Raw genomic sequence first — 23,104 nt, 5'->3', positions numbered from 1 at the left:
GTGCGATTTCTTGAAAAAGGTCTTTCAAGTAGCCTTCTATCTCGGAAGTGAGTACTTTTCTTCGGTATTTTACAGACCAAACGATGTGATAATTAACATTGTAGACACAGGTTCGAGCATGTTTTATGGTAGATTTTTTCATACATATAGTATAGCACAAAAAGCTGTTTAACATGTATTATATTGAGCGTTTTCAATTACATATAGTCAGTGAAAATAACAAAAAATTTGCCCTTGTAATCCCCGCAAGGGGGATTACAAGGGCAAAGCGGACTCTCATCTCTCCTCTAAAGAGGCAGAGGATTCCCGTCCGCAATCCTAAAATAAAATAAAGCATAAAGTTTCCAAACGGAAATTTTATGCTTTATGTCACATAATTACTAATAAAAACTCCACACTATGTATGGTGGAGGCGGTGGGAATCGAACCCACGTCCGAAGACTCCGACCACATGAGCTTCTCCGAGCGCAGTCACCTGTGAGCATTTCACCTACCAGGCTGCCAGATGACCCACTACCCGATAGGCTAGTCTGATTGTTCTCTTCCCTCGGCTGCAGACGGAAGCCTTGGGCGTAGCCCGCTAAGGTTGGCCCTTAGTCACCCCACACGGGCGATGGAGCGATAAGGGTTAGCCGCAATTAGGCAGCTAAAGCGTAAGATTCTTTTTTAGCGTTTATATTTACGCTTGCGTTGTTGACGGTTTCGCAACCCACCGGCTCGCTACTCATGCTCGAACCATCCCCGTCGAATCCAGAACGCCCCCGTGAAAAAGGGTCGCTCCTGGGAAGCAGAGCAATCATAACTTATCGCTATCAAATGCTATAATGAGTATAGCATATCTCAATATATAAAGCAACATGTATGCCAAAAAATTCCTGAAATTATCTGTTTCGGGCACGTAACGCGCGTTGCATTTCCCGTTGTGCGTCGCGTTGTTTTATCGATTCGCGCTTATCGTATTTCTTCTTGCCTTTTGCCAGCCCGATTTCCACTTTACAAAACCCACGTTTGAGATACAGACGCAAAGGAATTAAAGAATAGCCTTCCATTTTCGTCTGACCGAGCAACTTGTTAATCTCGGAACGATGCAAAAGCAACTTGCGCGTACGAAGCGGATCATGGTTGTAACGGTTACCCTGCTCGTATTCGCTAATATGCACATTATACAGCCACGCTTCTCCATTTCTAATCCGCGCGAAACCGTCTCGCAAGTTTACTCGCCCTTTGCGAATGGATTTAATTTCCGTTCCGGTAAGGGCAATCCCCGCTTCATACGTTTCTTCAATAAAATAATCGTGACGCGCTTTTTTGTTTTGCGCCAACACCTTGATTCCTTCGTTACTCATCGCCCAAACCTTCCTCCACCAGCATTTTCTCGTATTTATACATAGTACCACAAAAACTGTCTTTTGAAAAAGTCATATGGACGGTCGACACACCGCGCAACCACATGCTCCTTCGGAAAGAAATGGGCGGCGAGATACGTCCTACAAGCTTTTGATTGCTTGCAATGCCTAGGAAGAAGAAACGTATTTGTTAATCTTCCCGTTTACGCACTCCTACTTCTTCTTCTTTTTCTTTTTTATGGATTTCGGGACGCTGGTTTTCTTCTTTTTCTTCTTCTCTATAAATTCCATCCAGAACGGATTTTCCTTGCCCTGGGCAGGCTTACCTTTGCCCCGGTGTTTGCGTTCGCTGCCTGTAGCGGTGATGACTTTTACTTTGTCTTTCCCGCCGCGGCCTGGCGATTTGCTTCTTTTCAGTCCTACGACCTCAAAATCAATCGTATGTTCGTCTACATCCACGTTTACAACTCGCACACGCACTTCGTCCCCGATGCGGAACATGCGTCCGGTTCGCTGACCGATCAACGCATATTGCTTTTCATGAAAATCATAATAATCATCTGTAAGGTAGCTAATATGTACCATGCCTTCGATCGTATTCGGCAATTCAACGAACATACCGAACGAAGCAACGCTGCTGACGATGCCATCAAATTCTTCGCCCATGTGCTGCAACATGTATTCCGCTTTCTTCAAATCATCCGTCTCCCGCTCAGCGTCCACCGCATTGCGCTCGCGCTCGGACGACTGTTCTGCAATGGAAGGCATCTTCATATGCCATTCTGCAATGCGCTCCGGCGTAAATCCGCCCAGCTTCAGCGATTCACGAATCATGCGGTGCACAACTAAGTCCGGATAACGGCGAATCGGCGAAGTAAAATGAGTATAAAACTCAGCCGCCAGACCAAAATGACCGCGGTTTTCCGCGTCGTATTTCGCCTGTTTCATAGAACGCAACATCACCTTGGAAATGATCGTTTCTTCCGGCGTATCTTTGGCCTGGTCAAGCAATGTTTGAAGCGCACGCGGATGGATATTATTGGCTTTTCCGCGTACAAAATAACCGAAGTTGGTCACAAATTCAAGGAATGTTTGCAGACGATCTGCGTCCGGTTCCTCGTGAACCCGGTAAATAAACGGCACATTCATCCAGTGGAAATGCTCGGCTACCGTCTCATTCGCCTTCAACATAAACTCTTCAATTATCCGCTCAGCAATTGTCCGGTCACGCAGTCGCACTTCCGTCGGATTTCCCTCCGGATCTACCAGAATTTTTGCTTCCCCGAAATCAAAGTCGATCGCGCCACGCTCCATACGATAGCGACGCAGGCGCAGCGCAAGCTCTTTCATCGCTTCAAAATGCGGGATCAATTCCTTGTATCGTTCCTTTAATTCTTGATCATCTTCCTCAAGAATCTTATACACATCAGAGTAGGTCATTCTTTCGTTTGTGCGGATGACGCTTTCGTATATTTCATAGGTAACCACATTTCCTTCGTCGTCAATTTCCATATCGCATGTTAACGTAAGCCGATCCACCTTCGGGTTTAAGCTACAAATACCGTTCGACAGTCGATGCGGCAGCATAGGAATGACGCGGTCAACCAAATATACGCTCGTACCCCGGCGGAACGCTTCCATATCCAGCTCAGAATTTTCTTTCACATAATAGCTTACATCAGCAATATGAACACCAAGACGATAGTTCCCGTTTTCGAGAATCTCCACTGACACCGCATCATCCAAGTCTTTGGCATCCGCGCCGTCAATCGTGACCATAACCCGATCACGCAGGTCGCGCCGTCCCTTCATTTCCTCTTCGCTAATCGTATCCGGCACAGCTTCCGCTTCCCGCATAACCGCTTCCGGAAACGCTTCAGGGAGCCCGTACTTGCGAATAATAGAAAGAATATCGACACCTGGATCATTTTTGTGCCCTAGAATTTCAATGACTCTTCCTTCCGGGTTCCCTCGCCCGGTCTCCGGATAACGCACGATTTCCACAACGACTTTGTGTCCATCTACCGCACCCATGGATTCGCCTTTCGGAATGAAAATATCTTTCGTAATCCGCTTATCATCCGTCATCACAAAACCGTAGTGTTTTTCATCCTGATAGGTGCCAACCACCGTATGATTGGCCCGTTCTACAATCCGTACAATCTCGCCTTCCAATCGCGGTCCCCTCGTATTTTGGTTCAGACGCGCCAGCACTACATCCCCATTCATCGCACCATTCATATCGTTGGCATGAATATAAATGTCAGGCATGCCCTCTTCTTCTGGCAGTACAAACCCGAATCCTTTGGCGTGCGCCTGCAGGCGACCGCGGATCAGGTTCATTTTCTCCGGTACACCGTAACGATTCGTGCGCGTGCGAATAATCTGTCCGGTATCTTCAAGGTGGTTTAGCGTTTTGATAAATTCTTTAAAATCACTGGCCGACGTAACGCCCAGCGCTTCTTCCAACTCATGAACCGTCATGGGACGAGTCGCTCGTTCGCGCATAAACTGTAAAATATCTGCTTCTATTGCCACATCCATCCTCTCCTTTACTTAAGATAAACGTTCCTCTTCATTCTTTGTTCAAAATCTTTTGCAAAAAATCAGACACGCTCTGAAAAACACGCTCCCGCTCTTTATCCAGTGTAATAATATGTCCGGATTTATGGTAATGTTTTATTTCTTTATATTTTGAACCAATATGGGAATAAATATAATCCCCGCTCACTGGCTCGATCGTCTCGTCGTTCGTCGACTGAATCACAAGTGTCGGAGCCGTTACCCTTCTCAACTCTTTTTTCACCAGCATCATAAATTCCCAAAGGCTAGCGATGCAGACAACCGGACTTCTTTCATAAGGGAATAATTCGGATTCAATATGCGCTTCTTTCGCTTCGGAACGAGGAATATAGGGGCGTACATAGTGGACGTACTTAGCCCAGCGAATCCGTTTGTCCCGTACATCAACCGGAGCATTTAACGAAACAACGGCCTGCAAAGGACGATAATACGAAAGCCTAAGCGCGAGAAGCCCTCCCATGGACAAACCGGCTACCACAATCTGCCTGCATCCTTCCCGAACAAGTCGTTCATATCCGTCTACCGCGCTTTGCCACCAGTCCGGCCAACGTGTTTTTGCCATCTGCTCGGGTGTGGTTCCATGCCCAGCCAAAAGCGGGGCGTAAACCGTATAACCAAAACGCTGGAAATAGCGTCCCATCGGCTGCATTTCGGCGGTACTTCCAGTAAATCCATGCAACAAAAGCAATCCTGCCTCACCGCCCGGATATAAGAATGTTTCCGGAGAACGGGGTTTAGCTTTCACTTTTTATCTCTCCTTCATGCTCGTGATGACCCGGATCTAAAAAATTATCAATAAGCGAAAGCAATTGTTCCTGTTCGCAATCATGACAAATAATATGTTTCGATTCAGGGAGAATATGCAGGTACTTCTCCTCAGAACGAATGGTGCTGTATATATACTCGGCGCTGCGCGGCTCTACCAGATCATCCTTCCCCCCCTGGATAATGAGAGTGGGAACAGTAACATGCGGAAGCTCCTGTTTCAATATTTTGACCAAATGACGAAAGTGAATCACTGCACGCGGCGGCGTGGAAGTCGCTTTACGCAAATATCGGCGATACACCTCCTTCGCGTCAGCGCCCGTTGTAAAATGTTGTTTGATAATATTGGCCGCGTCTTTAAAAAGCTGGCGCGGGTTAATATAAAACAGGCTGGCGCTCAGCAGCACCAGTTTATCGACTGGATAACGAGCTGCAAGATGGGCCGCGATAAGTCCTCCCATAGAAAAACCCACCACATAAACGCTGCGACACGTCAAGAGCATATCCTGTAGCACTTCTTCAGCGGAACGAATCCAATCCTGCCATGTGACCTGCCGCAACGACAATTCGTGACCATCATGCCCTGCCAACACCGGCGCTTCAATCCGCCAGCCGCGGCCTTCAAAATGCCGGGCGATCGGTTCTACTTCGTACGGACTTCCAGTAAAACCATGAATTAACAAGCACCCAATCATGCTTATCGTCCTCCCCTGTAGATAAAGAAAAACAGCAAGTATGCTACTTGCTGTTTCCCCCTGTATCATGTTACCTGTCCACTTATTCCCAATATGCAGACTAACGCAAAAAATACGCGACCACAATCGCAAGAATCATAAACAATGTTGCCAATATTACGGTTAATTTATTCAACAAGGCGTCAATGCCCCGCGCTTTCGCTTTACCTATAATCTGTTCAGCCCCACCCGCAATCGAACCGGACAAACCGGCGCTTTTTCCAGATTGAAGCAACACGACCGCGATAAGCAAAATCGAGATAACTACAAGTAAAACCTTTAAGAATACTGTCATTCTTCTTCCTCCCAAAAACGGAGCAATCCATTTTATAATTGTTTATCATTTCATAATGTACCATAAAGGAATGCCGTCTTCAAGGCTTGCCTTTGTTCTGCGCGCGACAAGCAGGACAAACACCCTCAAGCATCACCCGTGACTCTATCGGGGAAAACTCTTCTTCAACTTCCGGCGTTACTTGTAGTGAAATCTTATCAGGACTTATGTCGATCAGCTTATCGCATTTTATACAGTGAAAGTGATGATGCGCTTCTTCAGTAATTTCAAAACGGGAACGCTCATCTTGATAATGTTCATGTACAACACCAAGCTCTTTTAACGATTTTAGCGTATTATAAACAGTGGTAAACGACAGGGTCGGAAAGTCATCGCGCATGAAATGATATATCTCTTCTGCCGTCGGATGGTTCAGGCGCATAAGAACATTGATAATCGCCAAACGCTGCACGGTCACCCGTCCGCCCCGTTCCTTAATGCGGGCAATGACCGTGTCGATGATATTCGAGTTCATCGTCCGCTCCTCCTTTATTTTTTATTATAATATACTATCTGTAAAAAATCATTACAAATAGACAATTCTGAAGATCATATAATTAAGAAAAACCAAAAAAACCTGTCACCGTCCTCCCCACAGGGAAATCCGGATGACAGGTCTCTTTTATTACGCGTTAATACCGATTATTTCTTGAGATTGTAAAACGCTGCACGGCCGGCATACTTACTAATATACGCTAATTCGTCTTCGATGCGAAGCAACTGGTTGTATTTCGCTACGCGGTCTGTGCGGGAAGGCGCGCCAGTTTTGATTTGACCAGCGTTTGTAGCCACGGCGATATCGGCGATGATGGAATCTTCCGTCTCGCCGGAACGATGGGAGATAACTGCCGTATAGCCTGCGCGCTTCGCCATTTCGATCGCGTCGAACGTTTCGGTCAACGTACCGATTTGGTTTACCTTAATCAAAATAGAGTTGGCTGTCCCCTGTTCAATACCTTGAGACAAACGATTTGTATTCGTTACGAACAAGTCGTCGCCGACCAGCTGTACACGATCGCCCAGACGTTGTGTCAGCTTGTTCCAGCCATCCCAGTCGTCTTCAGCCAGACCATCTTCGATCGAGATGATCGGATATTTGTTAACAAGCATCTCCAAATAGTCGATCATTTCATCCGTCGTTTTTGTAATGCCTTCGCCAGCCAACTCATACTTGCCGTCTTTGTACACCTCAGTGGAAGCGACATCCAGCGCCAGCATAATGTCTTCACCTGGTTTATAACCCGCTTTTTCAATAGCGGCGATGATAGTTTGTAGCGCTTCTTCGTTTGAAGACAAGTTAGGAGCGAAACCGCCCTCATCGCCTACAGCTGTATTCAATCCCTTTTCTTTTAACACAGCTTTCAGATTATGAAATACTTCCGCGCCCATACGCAATGCATGCACAAAATTATCTGCGCCCACAGGCATAATCATAAATTCTTGAATATCCACATTGTTGTCCGCGTGTGCGCCGCCATTCAAAATATTCATCATCGGCACCGGCAAGGTCTTAGCATTAAACCCGCCCAAGTATGCATACAGCGGAACGCCCAACGCATCGGCTGCGGCACGCGCCACTGCCATGGATACGCCCAAAATAGCATTTGCGCCTAATTTGCCTTTGTTGTCTGTGCCGTCAAGCTCAATCAGCAGGTTGTCAATATCCACTTGAGCCAGTGCGTCAAAGCCCTCAAGTTCAGGAGCAATGATATTGTTTACGTTATCTACTGCTTTTAATACGCCCTTACCAAGATAACGCGTTTTCTCACCATCACGCAACTCTACAGCTTCATGCGCACCGGTGGAAGCGCCGGATGGAACCATCGCACGGCCCATCGCACCGGATTCAAGATACACTTCGACTTCTACCGTCGGGTTACCACGGGAGTCCAACACTTCACGTGCGTAAATATCTGAAATAATGGTCATTTGTTTCATCTCCTTCAATGTATGTATATCTTAATATAAAGGTTTTCCCGTCATTTCTTTAGGTTGTTCAATACCCAATAATTTTAAAATGGTCGGCGAAATATCGGCAAGAACGCCGCCTTCACGCAATTCCACGCCTTTTTTCGTCAGGATAAATGGTACCGGATACGTGCTGTGCGAAGTCACCGGATTGCCTTCCTCATCCAGCATCAAATCCGCGTTGCCGTGATCGGCAGTCACAAGCGCTACCCCGCCTTTTGCAAGGACGGCTTCCACAACCCTGCCCATGCATTCGTCCACGGTTTCGACCGCTTTAATAGTCGGCTCCATCATGCCAGAGTGACCAACCATATCACAGTTGGCAAAGTTCAAAATAATGACATCATGCGTATCCGCCTCAATCTCCTTCAAAAGGGCTTCGGTCACTTCATACGCGCTCATCTCCGGCTTTAAATCGTATGTCGCCACTTTTGGCGAGTTAATCAAAATTCGCTTTTCACCTTCGAACTCGGCTTCGCGCCCACCGCTGAAGAAGAATGTAACATGTGGGTATTTCTCCGTCTCAGCGATACGCAATTGGCGCAGATTATGCTGCGACAGTACTTCGCCCAGCGTATTATCCAGATCAGTCGGCTTGTAGGCCACATAACCGCCCACCGTCTCGCTGAATTTTGTCATGCAGACGTAGAACAAATTCTTCGGTCGCTTGTCACCACGATCAAATCCGCGAAAATCTTCGTTGGTAAAGACTTGCGACAGCTGAATGGCCCGATCCGGGCGGAAATTAAAGAAAATCACACTGTCATTGTCTTTCACTGTCGCCACTGGCGTACCGTCAGCATTAGTAATAACGGTTGGCATGACAAATTCATCGTATACGCTTCGCTCATAAGATTCTTGCACCGCTTCAATCGGATCGGTATATTTCGGACCTTCCGCATATACCATAGCACGGTATGATTTCTCCGTACGCTCCCAGCGTCTATCGCGATCCATTGCGTAATAGCGCCCTTGTACCGTCGCAATGCGGCCTACGCCGTATTCTTTGATTTTGTCCTGAAGCTGCTGGATATACATCACTGCGCTGTCAGGGGCCACATCGCGTCCATCCAGGAACGCATGAATATAAACGCGATCCAAATTTTCTTGTTTCGCCATTCTCAATAATGCAAACAGGTGCTCAATATGACTGTGTACGCCGCCATCTGACACAAGACCGTACAGATGCAGGTCGGTGTTATTCTCTTTGGCGTGTTGAATAGCTTTCAATAATGTTTCATTTTTGAAAAATTGTCCTTCTTGAATATCTTTCGTTACGCGTGTTAAATCCTGATACACGACACGACCTGCGCCAAGATTAAGGTGTCCGACTTCCGAGTTTCCCATTTGTCCTTCCGGAAGCCCGACCGCAAGGCCACTTGCACCAAGCAATGTATGTGGATATTCATTCCAGTATTTATCAAAGTTTGGAGTGTTCGCCTGCTTGATAGCGTTTCCGTACTCCTCTTCCCTGTATCCGAACCCGTCCATAATGATAAGCGCTACTGGTTTCGGTCGATTCATATTCCTCATTGCCTCCTAACCGCTTCTACCAATTGCAGGAATGAATCCGGAGCTAGACTTGCGCCTCCAACGAGCGCGCCATCAATATCCGGCTGTTCCAAATAGGCCATAATGTTGTCAGGCTTTACCGAGCCCCCATACTGAATGCGTACTTGCGAGGCGACTTGACTGTCAAACGCATCCTCTACCATGCTGCGGATAAAAGCGATCACTTCCTGTGCGTCTTCTGCTGAAGAAGATTTGCCGGTGCCAATCGCCCAAACCGGTTCATACGCGATGACAAGTTGCTTCGCCTGTTCGCTCGACAGTCCTTCAACCGCACGGATAACCTGATCGCGCACCAGTTCCTTCGTTTTTCCGCTTTCGCGCTGTTCCAAGTTTTCCCCAACGCAAACAATAGGAAGTAAACCATGGGCAAACGCGGCTTTTGCTTTCCGGTTTACCGTCTCATCCGTTTCAGCAAAATATTCCCGGCGCTCTGAATGCCCGATAATCACATACTTCACTCCAATTTCGACAAGCATACCAGGACTTATTTCTCCGGTATAAGCACCGGACTCTTCCCAGTGAACATTCTGCGCCCCGATTGCGGCCGGATAATTGTGCAATTCTTCCACCAGCGCGGCCAATGCAGTGAACGGAGCGCAAATAACCGTTTCCACTTTTCCTCCCGGCAGAAAAGAGCGTACCGCACGGGCGAAATCGCGCGCCTCCTGTATCGTTTTATGCATTTTCCAGTTCCCAGCAATAATAGGGGTTCTTTGCATGAGTGTGTCAACTCCTTACTTATCAGCCAGCACAGCTACGCCCGGAAGTTCTTTGCCTTCCATGAATTCAAGCGAAGCTCCGCCGCCTGTTGAAATATGAGTCATCGCTTCCGTCACGCCCGCCTTTTCTACCGCGGCCACAGAATCACCGCCGCCAATAATCGTCGTTCCGTTCACTTCTTTCAGCGCGCGGGCGATCGCGTTTGTTCCTTCCGCGAACGTATTCATTTCGAATACACCCATCGGGCCGTTCCATACGACCGTCTTGGATCCGAGAATTGCTTCTCTGTAGCGTTCTATCGTTTTCGGTCCGATATCAAGCGCCTGCCATCCCTCCGGAATCGCGTCTACATCTACGATTTTCGTGTTAGCATCGTTTGCGAATGCATCCGCTACTACAACATCGACCGGAATCAGAAATGTAACGCCCTTTTGCTCAGCCTGCTCCATGAAAGACTTCGCAAGCTCTACTTTTTCTTCTTCAAGAAGCGAGCTTCCGACATCGTACCCTTTTGCTTTAATAAATGTGTTGGATAGGCCGCCACCTACAATTAAATTATCTACTTTCTCCAGTAAGTTTTCAATGACGCCGATCTTATCCTTCACTTTCGCCCCGCCGATAATCGCGGTAAACGGGCGTTCCGGCTGGGAAATCGCTTTGCCTAAGAATTCAATCTCTTTTTCCATGAGAAAACCGGCTACACCTTCAATGTAATTGGCGACGCCTGCTGTCGAAGCGTGTGCACGGTGCGCCGTGCCGAATGCGTCATTGACAAATAAATCTGCCAGCGATGCAAATTGCCTGGACAGTTCTTCGTCATTTTTCTCTTCGCCCGGATGAAAGCGAACGTTCTCAAGCAGCATAACTTCACCGTCATTCAAATTTTCGGCTTCCGCTTTCACAGCCTCGCTATAAACCTCATCCATTTTTTTAACCGGCTGGCCAAGCAGTTGAGACAGGCGCTCTGCCACAGCGTTTAAACGCAATTCTTCCACTACTTTTCCTTTCGGGCGGCCGAGATGGCTTGCCATAATAATGCGTGCGCCGTTTTGCACAAGGTACTCAATCGTCGGCAATGCCGCACGAATTCTTGTATCATCCGTAATCCTTCCCTCTTCCATCGGAACATTGAAATCAAAACGGCAGAACACACGCTTCCCTCTTACATCAACGTCGCGAACGGACTTCTTATTCATATACAGTACCCTCCTCTTTTCCATCAAACCCAATGATATCTGTATATTTTTCGCTATTTATCTTTTCTTAGCCGTTAAGAAAAAAGGAGGAGAATATCCACCTATTCCCTCCCCCTTTTCATAACCGATTATATTTTAGCCGCTAGGCACCTTTTTTTGCAACACAATTCACAAAATCAAACATACTTTTTATCTTTTAAAATCCTTTTTGGGCAACATAATTCACTAAATCAACCACACGGTTTGAATAGCCCCATTCATTGTCATACCAAGATACTACTTTGACCATATTGTCCTCGATTACCATCGTGGACAACGCGTCGATGATGGAAGAGCGTGGATCACCGTTGTAATCACGCGACACGAGCGGCTCTTCAGAATAACCAAGGATACCTTCCAGTTCGTTTTCGGAAGCGGCTTTCAGCGCTTGATTCACTTCTTCCACTGTTACATTTTTATCAAGCTCAGCCACAAGGTCTACTACAGATACGTTCGGAGTGGGCACACGCATCGCAAAACCATTTAATTTGCCTTTCAGTTCAGGCAACACAAGCGCAACGGCACGCGCGGCGCCAGTCGTTGTCGGAATGATGGACATGCCGGCAGCGCGGGCACGGCGCATATCTTTATGCGGCAAATCAAGAATTTGCTGATCGTTTGTGTAAGAATGTACTGTAGTCATTAGACCGCGTCGAATGCCGAACTTTCTGTGCAATACTTTCGCGAGCGGAGCCAAACAGTTCGTAGTGCAAGACGCATTAGAGATTACATGATGTTTTTCCGGATCGTATGTTCCTTCATTTACACCCAGCACAATGGTAATATCCTCGTTTTTCGCAGGGGCGGAAATTATGACTTTTTTCGCGCCGGCTTCTAGGTGCTTTGCTGCATCTTCACGCTTTGTAAAGCGGCCGGTCGATTCTACAACAATATCCACGCCCCACTCTTTCCACGGCAACTTTGCCGGATCACGTTCAGCGGATACTTTTATGCTATGATCACCGATAACAATAGCATTATCTTCTGCCCGTACATTCTGATGATACGTTCCATGCACGGAATCGTACTTAAAAAGATGAGCTAACGTTGCAGCATCTGTTAAGTCATTAATCCCTACAACTTCCACTTCAGGGTTTTGCAAGGCTACCCGCAATACGTTACGTCCAATGCGTCCAAAACCATTAATCCCTATTTTCACCATACTTTATCCTCCTTGTCATATTTCAAGCGCCTTCTAAAGAAAACGCTTATTCCTCTTTTCCCAAAAGAATAAACATCTCTCTCGCTGCCGCCTCATCGGTAACAAGCAAATAATTGCTGCGCTTTCTTATATACGACAGAATCGCTTTTGCCTTACTTTTACCGCCAGCGATCGCAAGCACCGTATCCAGTTTGTTCACATTCTCCATCCGCATGCCTACAGTGTTCATGCGGTACACCATCTCACCTGGGCCATTAAAATAATATCCGAACACTTCGGATACAGCCTTTCGTTCTTTTAGTATACGAACAATTTCTTCATCCAAACCGCGCCGGCGCGCCATTTCTTCTGCTGCTCCAATCCCATGCACAAGAATGCTTGCCCTGTGAATTAAATCAAGTACGTCTGAAATCACGGGATCGCGCTGTACATTCTGGAGCGTCTCCTGCTGTATAATATCTGGCAAATAAAGCAAACGATAGGAAGCTCCCAGATTGCGCGCCATTTGTGCGGTTACAGTATTCGACTCCAACTCCACCTCTTCGCCCAGTGCGCCGCGCGCAGGAACAAGAATAACATTTTCAGTGTGGGTAGGTTGCACATGGCGGGCCACCCGCGCCATCGTACTTCCTCCCGCGACCGCTACAATCTTATCGTCATCAAGAAGGCGAATCAGTTCTTGCGCAGCCTGTCGGGCCAGATCATCTTTAACCCAATCGCTTTCATCCGCATCGCCAGGCACGATAACAACTTGGCGTACCGCTAAACGATGCGCCGCCGCCATTTCCAGTTGGTTGATTCCGCCTACTTCTTTCCAGAATGACTGAAACCCTTCAATCATGCTTTCGCCATCCGGAGTTACAAACATGCCGGCACGGTTCAAATCAATTAAACGTTGCTCGCGAAGAAATTCCACTTCACGCCGGATTATCCTTTCCGTGCTCTGCATGACTTCGGCAAGCGCACGCCTTCCGACCGGCTGCAAAAGCCGAATTTGACGTAAAATTTTGTATCGGTTCTCAACGATGACCATTGCCTCGGGGGCCATCCGTTGAAGCAGAGAAGGCCAATTCGTCTCTATCACGCTTTCCACCTTTAGATTATAGGGACAAAAAATGTCCCTAATAGATATTTTTCGTCCCACAAATGTTATAAAAGAATGCCTGTCAATGCACAGGCATTTTTTATTCAACTTCATTTTATCAAAACTTTCCTTCTCTTTCAAGCATGCTTTGTGGAACGAAGTGCCAGTTCCCGACGTAACCATAACTCCGTTACTTTGGAAACAAAGACCTTTTCCCCGTTGATATGTACCACAGGGATCAACTGGCCATATGTTTCTTCGAGAGCCGGATTATCTGCAATGTCCACCATCTCAAGTTCGATGGGATAATCTCTCGCCACTCGCTCAACCTTCTCTTTTGCCTTATCACATCTTTCGCAGCCTTCTCTCGTGTAAATCGTAATGCGAAAAGGTGTTTCCATCCCCATATCCCTTACTCCTTTGCCAGCAAACGCTCCCATCGCCAGAAGCGAAGAAATTCTGGCGCAAGATTTGTTAAAAACGCTTTCTTTTCGATGAAGAATCAATATTCATCTCTTCGCGGTATTTTGCCACGGTACGACGTGAGATTTCAATTCCTTCCTTCACGAGAATATCGGTAATCTTCTGGTCAGAGAGCGGCTTTTTCTTGTCTTCTGCGTCAATCAAAGCCTTGATTTTTTCTTTAATACTGAGAACAGAAGAAGCTGCTCCTCCATCCACCCTGTTCAGGCCAGTGGTAAAGAAATACTTTAGCTCGAACAGCCCGCGCGGCGTTTGCACATATTTGTTGCTGGTTGCGCGGCTGATGGTCGACTCATGCAGTCCGACCTTCTCCGCGATGTCGCGCAACGTCATCGGTTTCAGTCCGGACGGCCCTTTTTCGAAAAAGTCTCGCTGCTCTTCAACAATGGCCTGTGTGACTTTGTACAATGTCATGCGCCGTTGCTCGATGCTACGAATCAACCAAAGTGCGGAATTTAGCTTATCCTGGATATAGCGCTGCACTGTGTCTACTTCATCTTTTTGCAGCATCCGCTGATAAAAGCGGTTAATCGTCAAATTCGGGGTGCTGCTTTCATTAACCATGACCACATACTCATCTTCGACTTTCTCTACCGTTACGTCCGGCACGATATAACGGGGTGTCCCCTGAGCGAATTCCGCACCTGGGCGCGGATTCAACGTGCGCAAATAGTCTGCCGCCTGCTGTACCTCTTGCGGTGTAACCTTCAGGGAAGAAGCAATTTTCTGATAGCGCTTTTCTGCCAAATCTTCAAGATGGTGTTCTACGATAGCCATTGCCAGCGTATTCTCTTCCGGCTTTGCCTTTAACTGAAGCAATAAACATTCCGCAAGTGAGCGCGCACCTATACCAACAGGTTCCAACGTTTGCAAAAGCGAGATCATTTCTTCAATCTTTTCGACATTCGTATTAAGAATGTCCGCTGCCTCCGCCTCTGAAATCGTTAAGTAACCGCTTTCATTAAGGTTACCAATTAAAAAATTCAAAATCCGTTTTTCGACTGGCGTCACATCTTTAAGCATTGCCACTTGCTCAAGCAAGTTCTCCTCCAGCGTAGTTCCGCCTGCCGAAATAAAATTAAACGGATCATAGTCCTGTGCTGTTCCCATACTTTTTTGGTAATACGTCTCGTCTCCTGTTGCATTGGCACGAGCATAATCTTTCCAATCAATATCATCATGATTATTTTTCTTTTTCTCTATAGCTATGTCCGTCGTCGTTAGTTCCCGGTGCCGTTCCGACATGTCAAGAATCGGGTTCTCTGTAACCTGTTGCCGCAGGAATTCAAGCAAATCGACAGCCGAGTACTGAAGAATGGTTATTGCCTGACGCAACTCAGGCGTCATGACTAACTTCAACGTCTGTTGCTGATACAAACCGAACCCCATTTGCATCTGGCATCACCTTCTTTTCTGTGAAACTTTTTCTCTTATTCATTATTATATAACAATTCTCAACAAATTTCGCTAGCAAAAATCCTGCCAATTACAAAAATGGGGCGCGGGGCATATTTCCTCTTTATCTTCCTTACTTATATGGCAATTATGTTGACTGCTTCATAACATAAGTATACAAAGAAAAAGAGCGCAAAGCTTTGCGCTCCCGCTCTTTTAGATATTTCATCACGTTCTCGGATGTTTTTCGTTCTTTATTATTTGCCACTCTTCTTTGCAACCATATCGTGGTTGCTCTGTGCCGTTCAATGAAGCGAACGCTTATAAGCACAAGAACGATCACAACCCTCTTTTTGGCATGCCATCATTTGCTCCAGGCTACACTCCAGATGGCTGACAGAGCGTTTCGCAAACACGATCGGGACGTTCCGTTTCTTGGCGTCCGCTTTTACCCGTTTAGCCAAGTTATGGTTTATGTAATCGGTAAATACAATCACTCCCTTGACCATTTGCGGCAATGAATAGGCTTGGTCCTTTTTCTTTCTTCCTGAAACATGAATCAATTCCCCATCCAGTTTCTCTTCTAGTAAAGCATTAATATTTCCAAGTCGATCCGCTCCAATTACAACGTACGCCATCTTCTGTCCCTCCTCCTGTTATGAACACTTCTGTTTTTTTTATCATAATATATTTGATAAAGATTATCAATATCAATTAAGTTTATTTAAGGAAAAAACGAGACGGCTCCCCTTTGCCGTCTCGTCTTATTATCTTCCGCTGTTATAAATGCTCTTTAAAGAATTTCGTTGTAACATCAAGTGCTTCAAGAAACTGCGGAGTATCCTCTTTATGTGGATGCACCATATTGAACGTATGCCCAGCACCTTCTATCCAATGAAGCGTTGCGTTTTTTGCATGCTTTTTCAGACTGTATGCTCCTTTGACAAGATGGTCGAAATCTTCTCGCCCCTGCACGATAAGCAGCGGTATGTCAAGATGAGCCACGCAATTGAGTAAGTCATACTGGCGAGCGTTCACTTCAATATCGTCCAGTACCACTTTTTCAATTGGCATCTGCTGGCCTGTTCTTCCGTTAATGACATAACCTACTCCTTTTTCTTCCACTTGTTTTCGCACTTCAGGGCCAAAAATATCAACATGAGCGATCCCGTTCCATGTCACAATAACCTGCACATTCTCCGGATGAGCAGACGCATATAAAATCGTATCACCGCCACCTTTGCTGTGGCCCATGATGCCTATACGGCGCGGGTTCATATGCTCGGCTAGCGGAAGCGTACCCCGCTTCACCTGCTGAACGAGAAAATCAAGATCGTTCAGTTCCTGTTGATACGTATTACGCCCAAATTTTTCAAGCTCGGTAAAATTCACCAGATCCTTGCCTATACCGTTTCCAGAAAAGTTAAACGTAATGGCGACAAATCCCTGAGCGGCGAAATACTCGCCCATACGCGGGAACATCCCCCAGTCTTTAAATCCTTTAAAGCCATGACAAATAATAACAACCGGCTTTTTGTCAAATTCTTTTGTTTCATCGCTGATAAAAACATCGCCGCGAATCGTTAAATTTTCTTCCCGTATCAGCGTAAACGATTGTTTCAACGCGCTCTCCTCCCACATTTCGCTTTCTGAATAGTTAAGCGAAGTTATCTGGAGCGATTTCCGGAGCGGTAAAAGCAGGTGGCGTGCTTACTTCCTTAATATCGAGCACATGCCGATTATACACGATAAGCTGTCTCCCTTCTTCCGCCGTTTCGAAGACGAAAGCACGATTTTTCAGAGTATAAAGAATATGACCGACCACACACACCAACTCTCCGTCCAAATCGCTATATGTTAATTGTATCATTTTTCCAATATATTTATCATATTGCATCATAAATATAACTCCTTTCAAGATGTATAACTTGAAACTATGATATGAATTTGTTGTATAAACATCACCTTCCATCTATCCTGCTCTCTCATAAATAAACACAAACAGATACATATGCAAAATTTTATTTATTATCACACATTTTATTATAATATGTCTCCTTTTCGACAAAAGTTCCCTAAAGATTACACAAATCCCCCCTTACATTCAATCGTGTTCTACCCTTCAGAATCCCCTCAAACTTTCCCCTCTTCCCGTAAACTCGGTTGCCAGCGGCATTTCCTTCTAAACTGAAATATTTATAAATCATCCGTTTATGTTGATTAAATTCCAGAAAAAAAGCATATAACTGAAGAGAAGAGTATAGTACCAAGGTTTTTATTTGACCTTTTTTGACCTTTATTGTACTATATATTTATAGAATGAAGAGAGGAGGAAGTACCAGTGAACTTAATTCCTACAGTTATCGAGCAGACGAATCGTGGTGAAAGAGCATATGATATTTATTCTCGTCTTTTGAAAGACCGGATTATTTTCCTTGGCACTCCAATCAACGATCAGGTAGCGAATAGCGTCGTGGCCCAGCTTCTCTTCTTGGCCGCTGAAGACCCTGATAAAGATATTAGCCTGTATATTAATAGCCCAGGTGGTTCCATTACCGCCGGCATGGCGATTTATGACACCATGCAATACATTAAACCAGATGTATCTACCATCTGCGTGGGAATGGCAGCTTCTATGGGCGCCTTCCTTCTCACAGCTGGTGCTCCGGGCAAACGCTTCGCCCTCCCGAATAGTGAAGTGATGATTCATCAACCACTAGGCGGCGCGCAAGGTCAGGCTTCTGACATTCAGATCGCCGCTACCCGCATCCTGAAGATGCGCGATCGTTTGAACCAAATTATCTCCGAGCGTTCTGGCCAACCGCTGGAGCGTGTAGAAAAGGATACAGATCGCGACTTCTTCATGTCTGCCGAAGAGGCAAAGGAATATGGTCTCATCGACGATGTTATCGACAGCATCGGAAAGAAAGAGCCTAACCTATCCTAAATATAAGGTAAGGAAAAAAGCCAGAAGCATCTCCTGACAAGATGCTTCTGGCTTTTTTCAGTCAAACTTTATACTATTCTTCACGTTGTACCATCTGCACAAGGCTTTTCACTGCTTCTTCCGCATCAGAACCTTCGGCACTAATGGTGATTTCTGCGCCACTTCCAACCGCAAGACTCATTACGCCCATAATGCTCTTCGCATTTACCTTTTTATTATCCCGTTCGATAAATATGTCTGCAGCGTAACGGTTTGCTTCCTGAACGAAAAAAGCAGCGGGTCGTGCTTGAAGTCCTGTTTTTAATTTAACTACAACGCTTTGCTGAGCGTGCATAGTATGATTCCTCACCCTCTATCAAACTGAATTTGTTTTATTATACCATGATCACTAAGGTTATTCTTATAGTTTTGCTTCATTTTCTCTTAATTTAGCTGCGATTTCATTAATTTTTCGTAAACGATGGTTAATACCGGATTTGCTTACTTTGCCACTCGGAACCATTTCGCCCAATTCGGCCAGGTTCATATCCCGATATTTAAGGCGGAGTTCTGCCACTTCGCGCAGCCTGTCCGGCAAATTTTCAATACCAATATACTTATCAATAAGCATAATATTTTCAATTTGCTGCATAGCTGCCGCCACCGTTTTGTTTAAATTCGCCATATCGCAATTGTTTAATCGGTTCGCGGAGTTTTTCATTTCCTTGACAATGCGCACGTCTTCAAAGAAAAACAGTGCTTGTTGCGCTTCAATAATACGTAAGAAGTCGGCGATTTTTTCGCCCTCTTTAATATACATAATATACCCTTTTTTCCGCTCAATACTCCGCGCGTTCAATCCGAAATAATTCGCCAGCTTAACCAAATCTTCGCAATGCTCTTGATGAGCCGAAAAAATCTCAAGATGGTAGCTCGACGCTTCCGGATGATTCACCGAACCTCCGGCTAAAAAAGCGCCGCGTAAATATGCACGTTTACAACACTCATGTTTTATAATGTCGGGTGAAATACCGTAGTGAAACGTGCCGTCGACCATAATGCCGAGTTCTTCGAGAATCTCCCGCGCTCGCTGCGGAATCCGGACGATATAAACATTGTTTTTTTTCAGTCTCATCTTTTTTCGAACTAACAACTCCGCATGAATATGAAACATCTTTTTGACAAGCGAATAAATGCGGCGCGCAATCGCCGCATTTTCTGTAGATACATCAAGCACAAAGCGCTTTCCGCCAAACTGCAACGAACCATTCATTCGGATTAAAGCGGTCAGCTCCGCTCTGTTGCAACAATCATAACCTTCCAATTGTGTTAATTCTTTCTTCGCTTGTGCAGCAAAAGACATGCCGCCACCACCTCATTTCTTCACACCGATTACGTTCATAATAATTTTGCTGAGCTTAGCAGCATTATGGCGCAAAAATTTGTCGTATACAAGCAGATTGTCGGCGATAACGCGGTATCCTTTGGCAGTCAGCTTTTCTTCCGAGTAAATGACCGGTGCGGCACCCTTCTCCGCGTACATGGCCAGTACTTCATCACTAACTTTTCCATTATTCACAATAATATACTGGAATAAAGAATTGCCGACATGATCATGAATCGCCTGAATATGATCCTCCGCTGTATAGCCATCCGTTTCTCCTGGCTGAGTCATTACATTGCAAATGTAAGCCTTTATGGCTCGGCTTTCACGGATAGCTTCCACAATTCCCGGCACCAGTAAATTTGGCAATACGCTCGTATACAAGCTACCAGGTCCAATAATAATCGCATCCGCCTCCTTTAGCGCCTGAATCGCCTCCGGAAGCGGTTTTGCGCCTTCATCAATAAATACGCGTTTAATTCGCTTCCCTGCTTTGGGAATAATGGATTCACCAGATACAACCGTTCCGTCCTGCATTTCGGCGTGAAGCACAATGGAATGGTTAGCAGTCGGAAGTACCCGGCCACGCACTGCAAGCACTTTGCTTAGTTGTTCAATTGCGCTTACAAAATCGCCTCCGCTAATTTCGGTAAGCGCCGCGATGAGCAGATTACCGATTGAATGTCCGGCGAGTCCGTTTCCATTCACGAATCGATGCTGCAGTAAACTTTCCAGCAATGGCTCCGTATCCGCCAGCGCGATTAACACATTCCGTACATCTCCTGGCGGAGGCATTCTGAGTTCAGAGCGCAGCCGGCCCGAGCTTCCTCCATCATCCGCCACCGTCACAATAGCGGTAATATCAACCGGTTGATTTTTTAAGCCGCGGAGCAGAACGGGCAGTCCTGTTCCTCCCCCAATCACTACTACACGGGGTTTTTCTTTATGTTTTTTCATTCTACACCTCTATGAGCGACCTCTCTCTATATCCCGATGATTTACACGGACATTATATTGATCCTGGTAACGCTGGCCCAAGTACTCGGCAATAGCCACAGAACGGTGCTTGCCCCCGGTACATCCTATGCCGATGACAAGCTGGCTTTTTCCTTCTTGCTGGTAGTGCGGAAGCGTAAAGTCAAGAAAATCGGTCAATTTCGTCAAAAAATCTTGCGAAACATCCCACTTAAACACGTAATCCGATACTTCCGCATATTTTCCTGTTTTCGGCCGCAACGTTTCCACATAGTGCGGGTTAGGCAAAAAACGAACATCGAATACGAGATCGGCATCGATTGGAATCCCAAATTTAAAACCAAAAGACTGGATAATGATCGTCAAATTCCGGCTTATCTGGCTAAAAATTTGGCTTATTTTTTCCTTCAATAATACAGGTTTTAAATATGTTGTATCAATAACCAAATTTGCAAGCCCTTTAATCTCTTCTAACAGGCGACGTTCTGCTTGGATGCCGTCCAGCGGCAAACCATTCGGCGCAAGCGGGTGGTTACGACGCGTTTCTTTATAGCGCTGCACAAGCGTCTGGTCACTTGCATCCAAAAAGATGATTTGATATGTTATATTCTCCATTTCCTGAATACGTTCTAACGATTCAGCAAGCGCATCGAAAAATTCCCGTCCGCGCAGATCGATAACAAGAGCCACCTTCTGGATACGGCCACCGGATTGATCAATCAGCTCGGCGAATTTCGGAAGGAGCACCGGCGGCAAATTATCAACACAAAAAAAACCTAAATCCTCCAGCCTTTGAATGGCTACCGTTTTTCCCGCACCAGACATGCCAGTAATAATCAGCAAGTTGATCTCATGCCCTTTCACTTGTTTTTCCATTCTGCTATTCACATCCTACCCACAAGTTATCCTTTACTGTATAGTCGCCTTTTTCTTTAAGTGAACTACCCGCCACCTACGCTTCATTTAGAGGTGGGGCTTCTAAGGTAATCGTACCTAACGGTACGAAATTTACTTAGCTATCAAGCCTGTTCCATGCTCTATTTATAGTTATGCTAACAGTCGCAATCCTTCATTTTTGATATTGGTAGCAGCATTCCAGTCCCTGTTTGCCACAAAACCACATTCACAGCGAAAGGTGCGCTCAGACAGAGATAGAGATTCCTTTACTTGACCGCAACAAGAGCATGTTTTGGATGATGGAAACCACTTATCTATTTTGATAAGCTTCTTTCCTTGATCCTCTAACTTATATTGGAGAAATGTCGTAAACATCCCCCATGCATTGTCCGCAACGCTTTTGCCGAAATTCAGGGCTTGTGACATTCCTTTCATGTTGAGGTCTTCGATAACCACGCAGTCATACCGTTTCGCTAATTTATGTGATTCCTTATGAAGAAAGTCCTTACGTTGGTTTGCAATCTTTTCGTGTAGCTTCGCTACCTTCAATCGTTGTCTGTTCCAACGATTAGACCCTTTCTTCCTGCGTGACAAGACATGCTGTTCCTTGGCTAATTTTTCCAAGGCTTGGCAATAGAAACGAGGGTAATTGGCTGTCTTACCTTCTTCGCTATCGACAAATAAGCCATTCATAGAAAAATCTAAACCAACAACAGCTTTTATTTCTTTTTGCACAGGTTGATGTTCATATTCTGTAAGAATAGAAACATAGTATTTTCCTGTTTTTGTTCGAGAAACGGTGCATGACTTGATAACGTGATGGGATGGAATATCTCGATGTTGTTTGATTTTGACAAGTTTGAGTTTCGGTAATTTGATATAGCCATCCAACAGCATGATGTTTCCGTTGACTACATTCGTTGTATAGGACTGTCTCGCCTTACGGCTTTTGAACTTAGGAAATTCAGCACGACCAAAGAAAAAGTTTTGGTATGCCTTTTGCAAATTGAGTTGAGCATTTGCTAACGCAAGGCTATCGACTTCTTTGAGCCATGCAAACTCCTCTTTGTACTTAGCAGGAGTGGGGAATTTTTGCTTTTTCAAGGCTTCTTTGTCATCCTTGAATTGTTCATATGTTTCCTTCCATTCAGCCAACATTTTATTGTAGACGAAGCGGACACAACCGAAGGTTTTTGCAAGAAGTTGTTCTTGTTCTTGCGTTGGGTACAGACGAAATTTATATGCTTTGTTTGCCATATCGAATCACCTCACTTCATCCCTTGATTTTCTATATACTGCTTTATCATTTCAATGGGCGCACCACCCGTTGTAAGCAAGCAAAAGCTTCTTGACCAAAAATACTCTTTCCAAAGTTTTCTTTTTACTTGTGGAAAATGCTTTTTGATAAGTCGAGAACTTGCGCTTTTATAAGCGTTGATGAACTTTGACATTTCAGTATTTGGATGTGCTTTGAACAAAATATGCACATGGTCAATATCATGATTCCATTCAACTAAGGAAATATTATAATTTTCACCCAA

The 23,104-nt window shown here is 45.5% G+C and carries 25 protein-coding genes and 1 other RNA gene; 1 reads left to right on the top strand and 25 read right to left on the bottom strand.

All coding sequences use genetic code 11. From position 1 onward, the window contains the following. The 19 genes from BLR88_RS16830 to BLR88_RS16740 all read right to left on the bottom strand — a co-directional run. The coding region (locus BLR88_RS16830) for a transposase (protein WP_175493667.1) at positions 1 to 142 on the bottom strand (142 nt) is incomplete at its 3' end. A gap of 262 nt (positions 143 to 404) precedes the next feature. Continuing rightward, positions 405 to 763, bottom strand: a transfer-messenger RNA (tmRNA) gene (ssrA, locus tag BLR88_RS16825). 118 nt (positions 764 to 881) lie between these two features. After that, a complete protein-coding gene (gene smpB / locus BLR88_RS16820) occupies positions 882 to 1,346 on the bottom strand; it encodes an SsrA-binding protein SmpB (protein ID WP_057897574.1) in 465 nt (154 codons plus the stop codon). Between the two features lie 213 nt (positions 1,347 to 1,559). Further along, positions 1,560 to 3,854 (bottom strand): ribonuclease R, encoded by a 2,295-nt coding sequence (gene rnr / locus BLR88_RS16815; protein WP_409359914.1) that lies wholly within the window; start codon positions 3,852 to 3,854, stop codon positions 1,560 to 1,562. A gap of 67 nt (positions 3,855 to 3,921) precedes the next feature. Further along, positions 3,922 to 4,674 (bottom strand): alpha/beta hydrolase, encoded by a 753-nt coding sequence (locus BLR88_RS16810; protein WP_057897572.1) that lies wholly within the window; start codon positions 4,672 to 4,674, stop codon positions 3,922 to 3,924. Then, complete coding sequence (locus BLR88_RS16805) at positions 4,664 to 5,389, bottom strand: alpha/beta hydrolase (RefSeq protein ID WP_057897571.1); 726 nt, start codon at positions 5,387 to 5,389, stop codon at positions 4,664 to 4,666. The genes BLR88_RS16810 and BLR88_RS16805 overlap by 11 nt, the downstream gene beginning before the upstream one ends. Before the next feature lie 100 nt (positions 5,390 to 5,489). After that, entirely contained in the window at positions 5,490 to 5,723 is a 234-nt protein-coding gene (secG, locus tag BLR88_RS16800) for a preprotein translocase subunit SecG (RefSeq protein ID WP_057897570.1), read from the bottom strand. Positions 5,724 to 5,802: 79 nt separating this feature from the next. Then, complete coding sequence (locus tag BLR88_RS16795; RefSeq protein WP_057897569.1) at positions 5,803 to 6,237, bottom strand: Fur family transcriptional regulator; 435 nt, start codon at positions 6,235 to 6,237, stop codon at positions 5,803 to 5,805. 167 nt (positions 6,238 to 6,404) lie between these two features. Continuing rightward, positions 6,405 to 7,691: a phosphopyruvate hydratase gene (gene eno / locus BLR88_RS16790; RefSeq protein ID WP_091261327.1), complete on the bottom strand. Its 1,287-nt coding sequence runs from the start codon at positions 7,689 to 7,691 to the stop codon at positions 6,405 to 6,407. A 30-nt stretch (positions 7,692 to 7,721) separates the two neighbouring features. Then, on the bottom strand, positions 7,722 to 9,254 hold the full coding sequence (gene gpmI / locus BLR88_RS16785; RefSeq protein ID WP_057897567.1) for a 2,3-bisphosphoglycerate-independent phosphoglycerate mutase: 1,533 nt from the start codon (positions 9,252 to 9,254) through the stop codon (positions 7,722 to 7,724). A gap of 5 nt (positions 9,255 to 9,259) precedes the next feature. Next, entirely contained in the window at positions 9,260 to 10,021 is a 762-nt protein-coding gene (gene tpiA, locus BLR88_RS16780; RefSeq protein ID WP_057897566.1) for a triose-phosphate isomerase, read from the bottom strand. Between the two features lie 15 nt (positions 10,022 to 10,036). After that, positions 10,037 to 11,218 (bottom strand): phosphoglycerate kinase, encoded by a 1,182-nt coding sequence (locus BLR88_RS16775; protein ID WP_057897565.1) that lies wholly within the window; start codon positions 11,216 to 11,218, stop codon positions 10,037 to 10,039. 196 nt (positions 11,219 to 11,414) lie between these two features. After that, positions 11,415 to 12,419 (bottom strand): ArsJ-associated glyceraldehyde-3-phosphate dehydrogenase, encoded by a 1,005-nt coding sequence (locus tag BLR88_RS16770; protein ID WP_057897564.1) that lies wholly within the window; start codon positions 12,417 to 12,419, stop codon positions 11,415 to 11,417. Positions 12,420 to 12,465: 46 nt separating this feature from the next. Further along, a complete protein-coding gene (locus BLR88_RS16765; protein WP_057897563.1) occupies positions 12,466 to 13,503 on the bottom strand; it encodes a sugar-binding transcriptional regulator in 1,038 nt (345 codons plus the stop codon). A gap of 137 nt (positions 13,504 to 13,640) precedes the next feature. Continuing rightward, positions 13,641 to 14,009: a glutaredoxin family protein gene (locus BLR88_RS16760; protein ID WP_217639401.1), complete on the bottom strand. Its 369-nt coding sequence runs from the start codon at positions 14,007 to 14,009 to the stop codon at positions 13,641 to 13,643. Further along, positions 13,978 to 15,381, bottom strand: a complete 1,404-nt coding sequence (rpoN, locus tag BLR88_RS16755) for an RNA polymerase factor sigma-54 (protein WP_057897562.1) — start codon at positions 15,379 to 15,381, stop codon at positions 13,978 to 13,980. The genes BLR88_RS16760 and rpoN overlap by 32 nt, the downstream gene beginning before the upstream one ends. Before the next feature lie 305 nt (positions 15,382 to 15,686). Next, positions 15,687 to 16,019: a DUF2325 domain-containing protein gene (locus BLR88_RS16750; RefSeq protein WP_057897561.1), complete on the bottom strand. Its 333-nt coding sequence runs from the start codon at positions 16,017 to 16,019 to the stop codon at positions 15,687 to 15,689. A 142-nt stretch (positions 16,020 to 16,161) separates the two neighbouring features. Next, the gene (locus tag BLR88_RS16745) at positions 16,162 to 17,004 is read right to left on the bottom strand and encodes an alpha/beta hydrolase family protein (protein WP_162264988.1); all 843 of its coding nucleotides are present in this window, start codon (positions 17,002 to 17,004) and stop codon (positions 16,162 to 16,164) included. 34 nt (positions 17,005 to 17,038) lie between these two features. Beyond that, entirely contained in the window at positions 17,039 to 17,281 is a 243-nt protein-coding gene (locus tag BLR88_RS16740; protein ID WP_057897559.1) for a hypothetical protein, read from the bottom strand. 441 nt (positions 17,282 to 17,722) lie between these two features. Here BLR88_RS16740 and clpP point away from each other — a divergent pair, with 441 nt between their 5' ends. Continuing rightward, a complete protein-coding gene (gene clpP, locus BLR88_RS16735) occupies positions 17,723 to 18,328 on the top strand; it encodes an ATP-dependent Clp endopeptidase proteolytic subunit ClpP (protein WP_057897558.1) in 606 nt (201 codons plus the stop codon). Between the two features lie 73 nt (positions 18,329 to 18,401). Here the strand turns inward: clpP and BLR88_RS16730 are convergent, their stop codons facing one another. The 6 genes from BLR88_RS16730 to tnpA form a co-directional block, all read right to left on the bottom strand. Then, the gene (locus BLR88_RS16730; protein WP_057897557.1) at positions 18,402 to 18,662 is read right to left on the bottom strand and encodes an HPr family phosphocarrier protein; all 261 of its coding nucleotides are present in this window, start codon (positions 18,660 to 18,662) and stop codon (positions 18,402 to 18,404) included. A gap of 66 nt (positions 18,663 to 18,728) precedes the next feature. Continuing rightward, positions 18,729 to 19,670: a DNA-binding protein WhiA gene (whiA, locus tag BLR88_RS16725; RefSeq protein WP_057897556.1), complete on the bottom strand. Its 942-nt coding sequence runs from the start codon at positions 19,668 to 19,670 to the stop codon at positions 18,729 to 18,731. Between the two features lie 12 nt (positions 19,671 to 19,682). Beyond that, positions 19,683 to 20,648 (bottom strand): gluconeogenesis factor YvcK family protein, encoded by a 966-nt coding sequence (locus BLR88_RS16720; protein WP_091261325.1) that lies wholly within the window; start codon positions 20,646 to 20,648, stop codon positions 19,683 to 19,685. 9 nt (positions 20,649 to 20,657) lie between these two features. Further along, positions 20,658 to 21,542, bottom strand: coding sequence for an RNase adapter RapZ (gene rapZ, locus BLR88_RS16715; protein ID WP_057897554.1), 885 nt, complete (start codon positions 21,540 to 21,542; stop codon positions 20,658 to 20,660). Between the two features lie 171 nt (positions 21,543 to 21,713). Continuing rightward, positions 21,714 to 22,820 (bottom strand): RNA-guided endonuclease TnpB family protein, encoded by a 1,107-nt coding sequence (locus BLR88_RS16710; RefSeq protein WP_057897553.1) that lies wholly within the window; start codon positions 22,818 to 22,820, stop codon positions 21,714 to 21,716. Positions 22,821 to 22,831: 11 nt separating this feature from the next. Further along, positions 22,832 to 23,104, bottom strand: a 273-nt coding sequence (tnpA, locus tag BLR88_RS16705) for an IS200/IS605 family transposase (protein ID WP_139185015.1), incomplete at its 5' end; no start/stop codon positions are given.

The sequence above is a fragment of the Aneurinibacillus thermoaerophilus genome, from assembly GCF_900099925.1.
GTDB classification, from domain to species: domain Bacteria; phylum Bacillota; class Bacilli; order Aneurinibacillales; family Aneurinibacillaceae; genus Aneurinibacillus; species Aneurinibacillus thermoaerophilus.
This window is presented reverse-complemented; position numbering and strand designations above follow the sequence as displayed.

Coding starts and splice junctions, on each gene's coding strand:
- smpB (WP_057897574.1), bottom strand. CDS start 1,346: ATGAGTAACGAAGGAATCAAGGTGTTGGCGCAAAACAAAAAAGCGCGT.
- rnr (WP_409359914.1), bottom strand. CDS start 3,854: ATGCGCGAACGAGCGACTCGTCCCATGACGGTTCATGAGTTGGAAGAA.
- BLR88_RS16805 (WP_057897571.1), bottom strand. CDS start 5,389: ATGATTGGGTGCTTGTTAATTCATGGTTTTACTGGAAGTCCGTACGAA.
- secG (WP_057897570.1), bottom strand. CDS start 5,723: ATGACAGTATTCTTAAAGGTTTTACTTGTAGTTATCTCGATTTTGCTT.
- BLR88_RS16795 (WP_057897569.1), bottom strand. CDS start 6,237: ATGAACTCGAATATCATCGACACGGTCATTGCCCGCATTAAGGAACGG.
- eno (WP_091261327.1), bottom strand. CDS start 7,691: ATGACCATTATTTCAGATATTTACGCACGTGAAGTGTTGGACTCCCGT.
- gpmI (WP_057897567.1), bottom strand. CDS start 9,254: ATGAATCGACCGAAACCAGTAGCGCTTATCATTATGGACGGGTTCGGA.
- tpiA (WP_057897566.1), bottom strand. CDS start 10,021: ATGCAAAGAACCCCTATTATTGCTGGGAACTGGAAAATGCATAAAACG.
- BLR88_RS16775 (WP_057897565.1), bottom strand. CDS start 11,218: ATGAATAAGAAGTCCGTTCGCGACGTTGATGTAAGAGGGAAGCGTGTG.
- BLR88_RS16770 (WP_057897564.1), bottom strand. CDS start 12,419: ATGGTGAAAATAGGGATTAATGGTTTTGGACGCATTGGACGTAACGTA.
- rpoN (WP_057897562.1), bottom strand. CDS start 15,381: ATGCAAATGGGGTTCGGTTTGTATCAGCAACAGACGTTGAAGTTAGTC.
- BLR88_RS16750 (WP_057897561.1), bottom strand. CDS start 16,019: ATGGCGTACGTTGTAATTGGAGCGGATCGACTTGGAAATATTAATGCT.
- BLR88_RS16740 (WP_057897559.1), bottom strand. CDS start 17,281: ATGATGCAATATGATAAATATATTGGAAAAATGATACAATTAACATAT.
- BLR88_RS16730 (WP_057897557.1), bottom strand. CDS start 18,662: ATGCACGCTCAGCAAAGCGTTGTAGTTAAATTAAAAACAGGACTTCAA.
- whiA (WP_057897556.1), bottom strand. CDS start 19,670: ATGTCTTTTGCTGCACAAGCGAAGAAAGAATTAACACAATTGGAAGGT.
- BLR88_RS16720 (WP_091261325.1), bottom strand. CDS start 20,648: ATGAAAAAACATAAAGAAAAACCCCGTGTAGTAGTGATTGGGGGAGGA.
- rapZ (WP_057897554.1), bottom strand. CDS start 21,542: ATGGAAAAACAAGTGAAAGGGCATGAGATCAACTTGCTGATTATTACT.
- BLR88_RS16710 (WP_057897553.1), bottom strand. CDS start 22,820: ATGGCAAACAAAGCATATAAATTTCGTCTGTACCCAACGCAAGAACAA.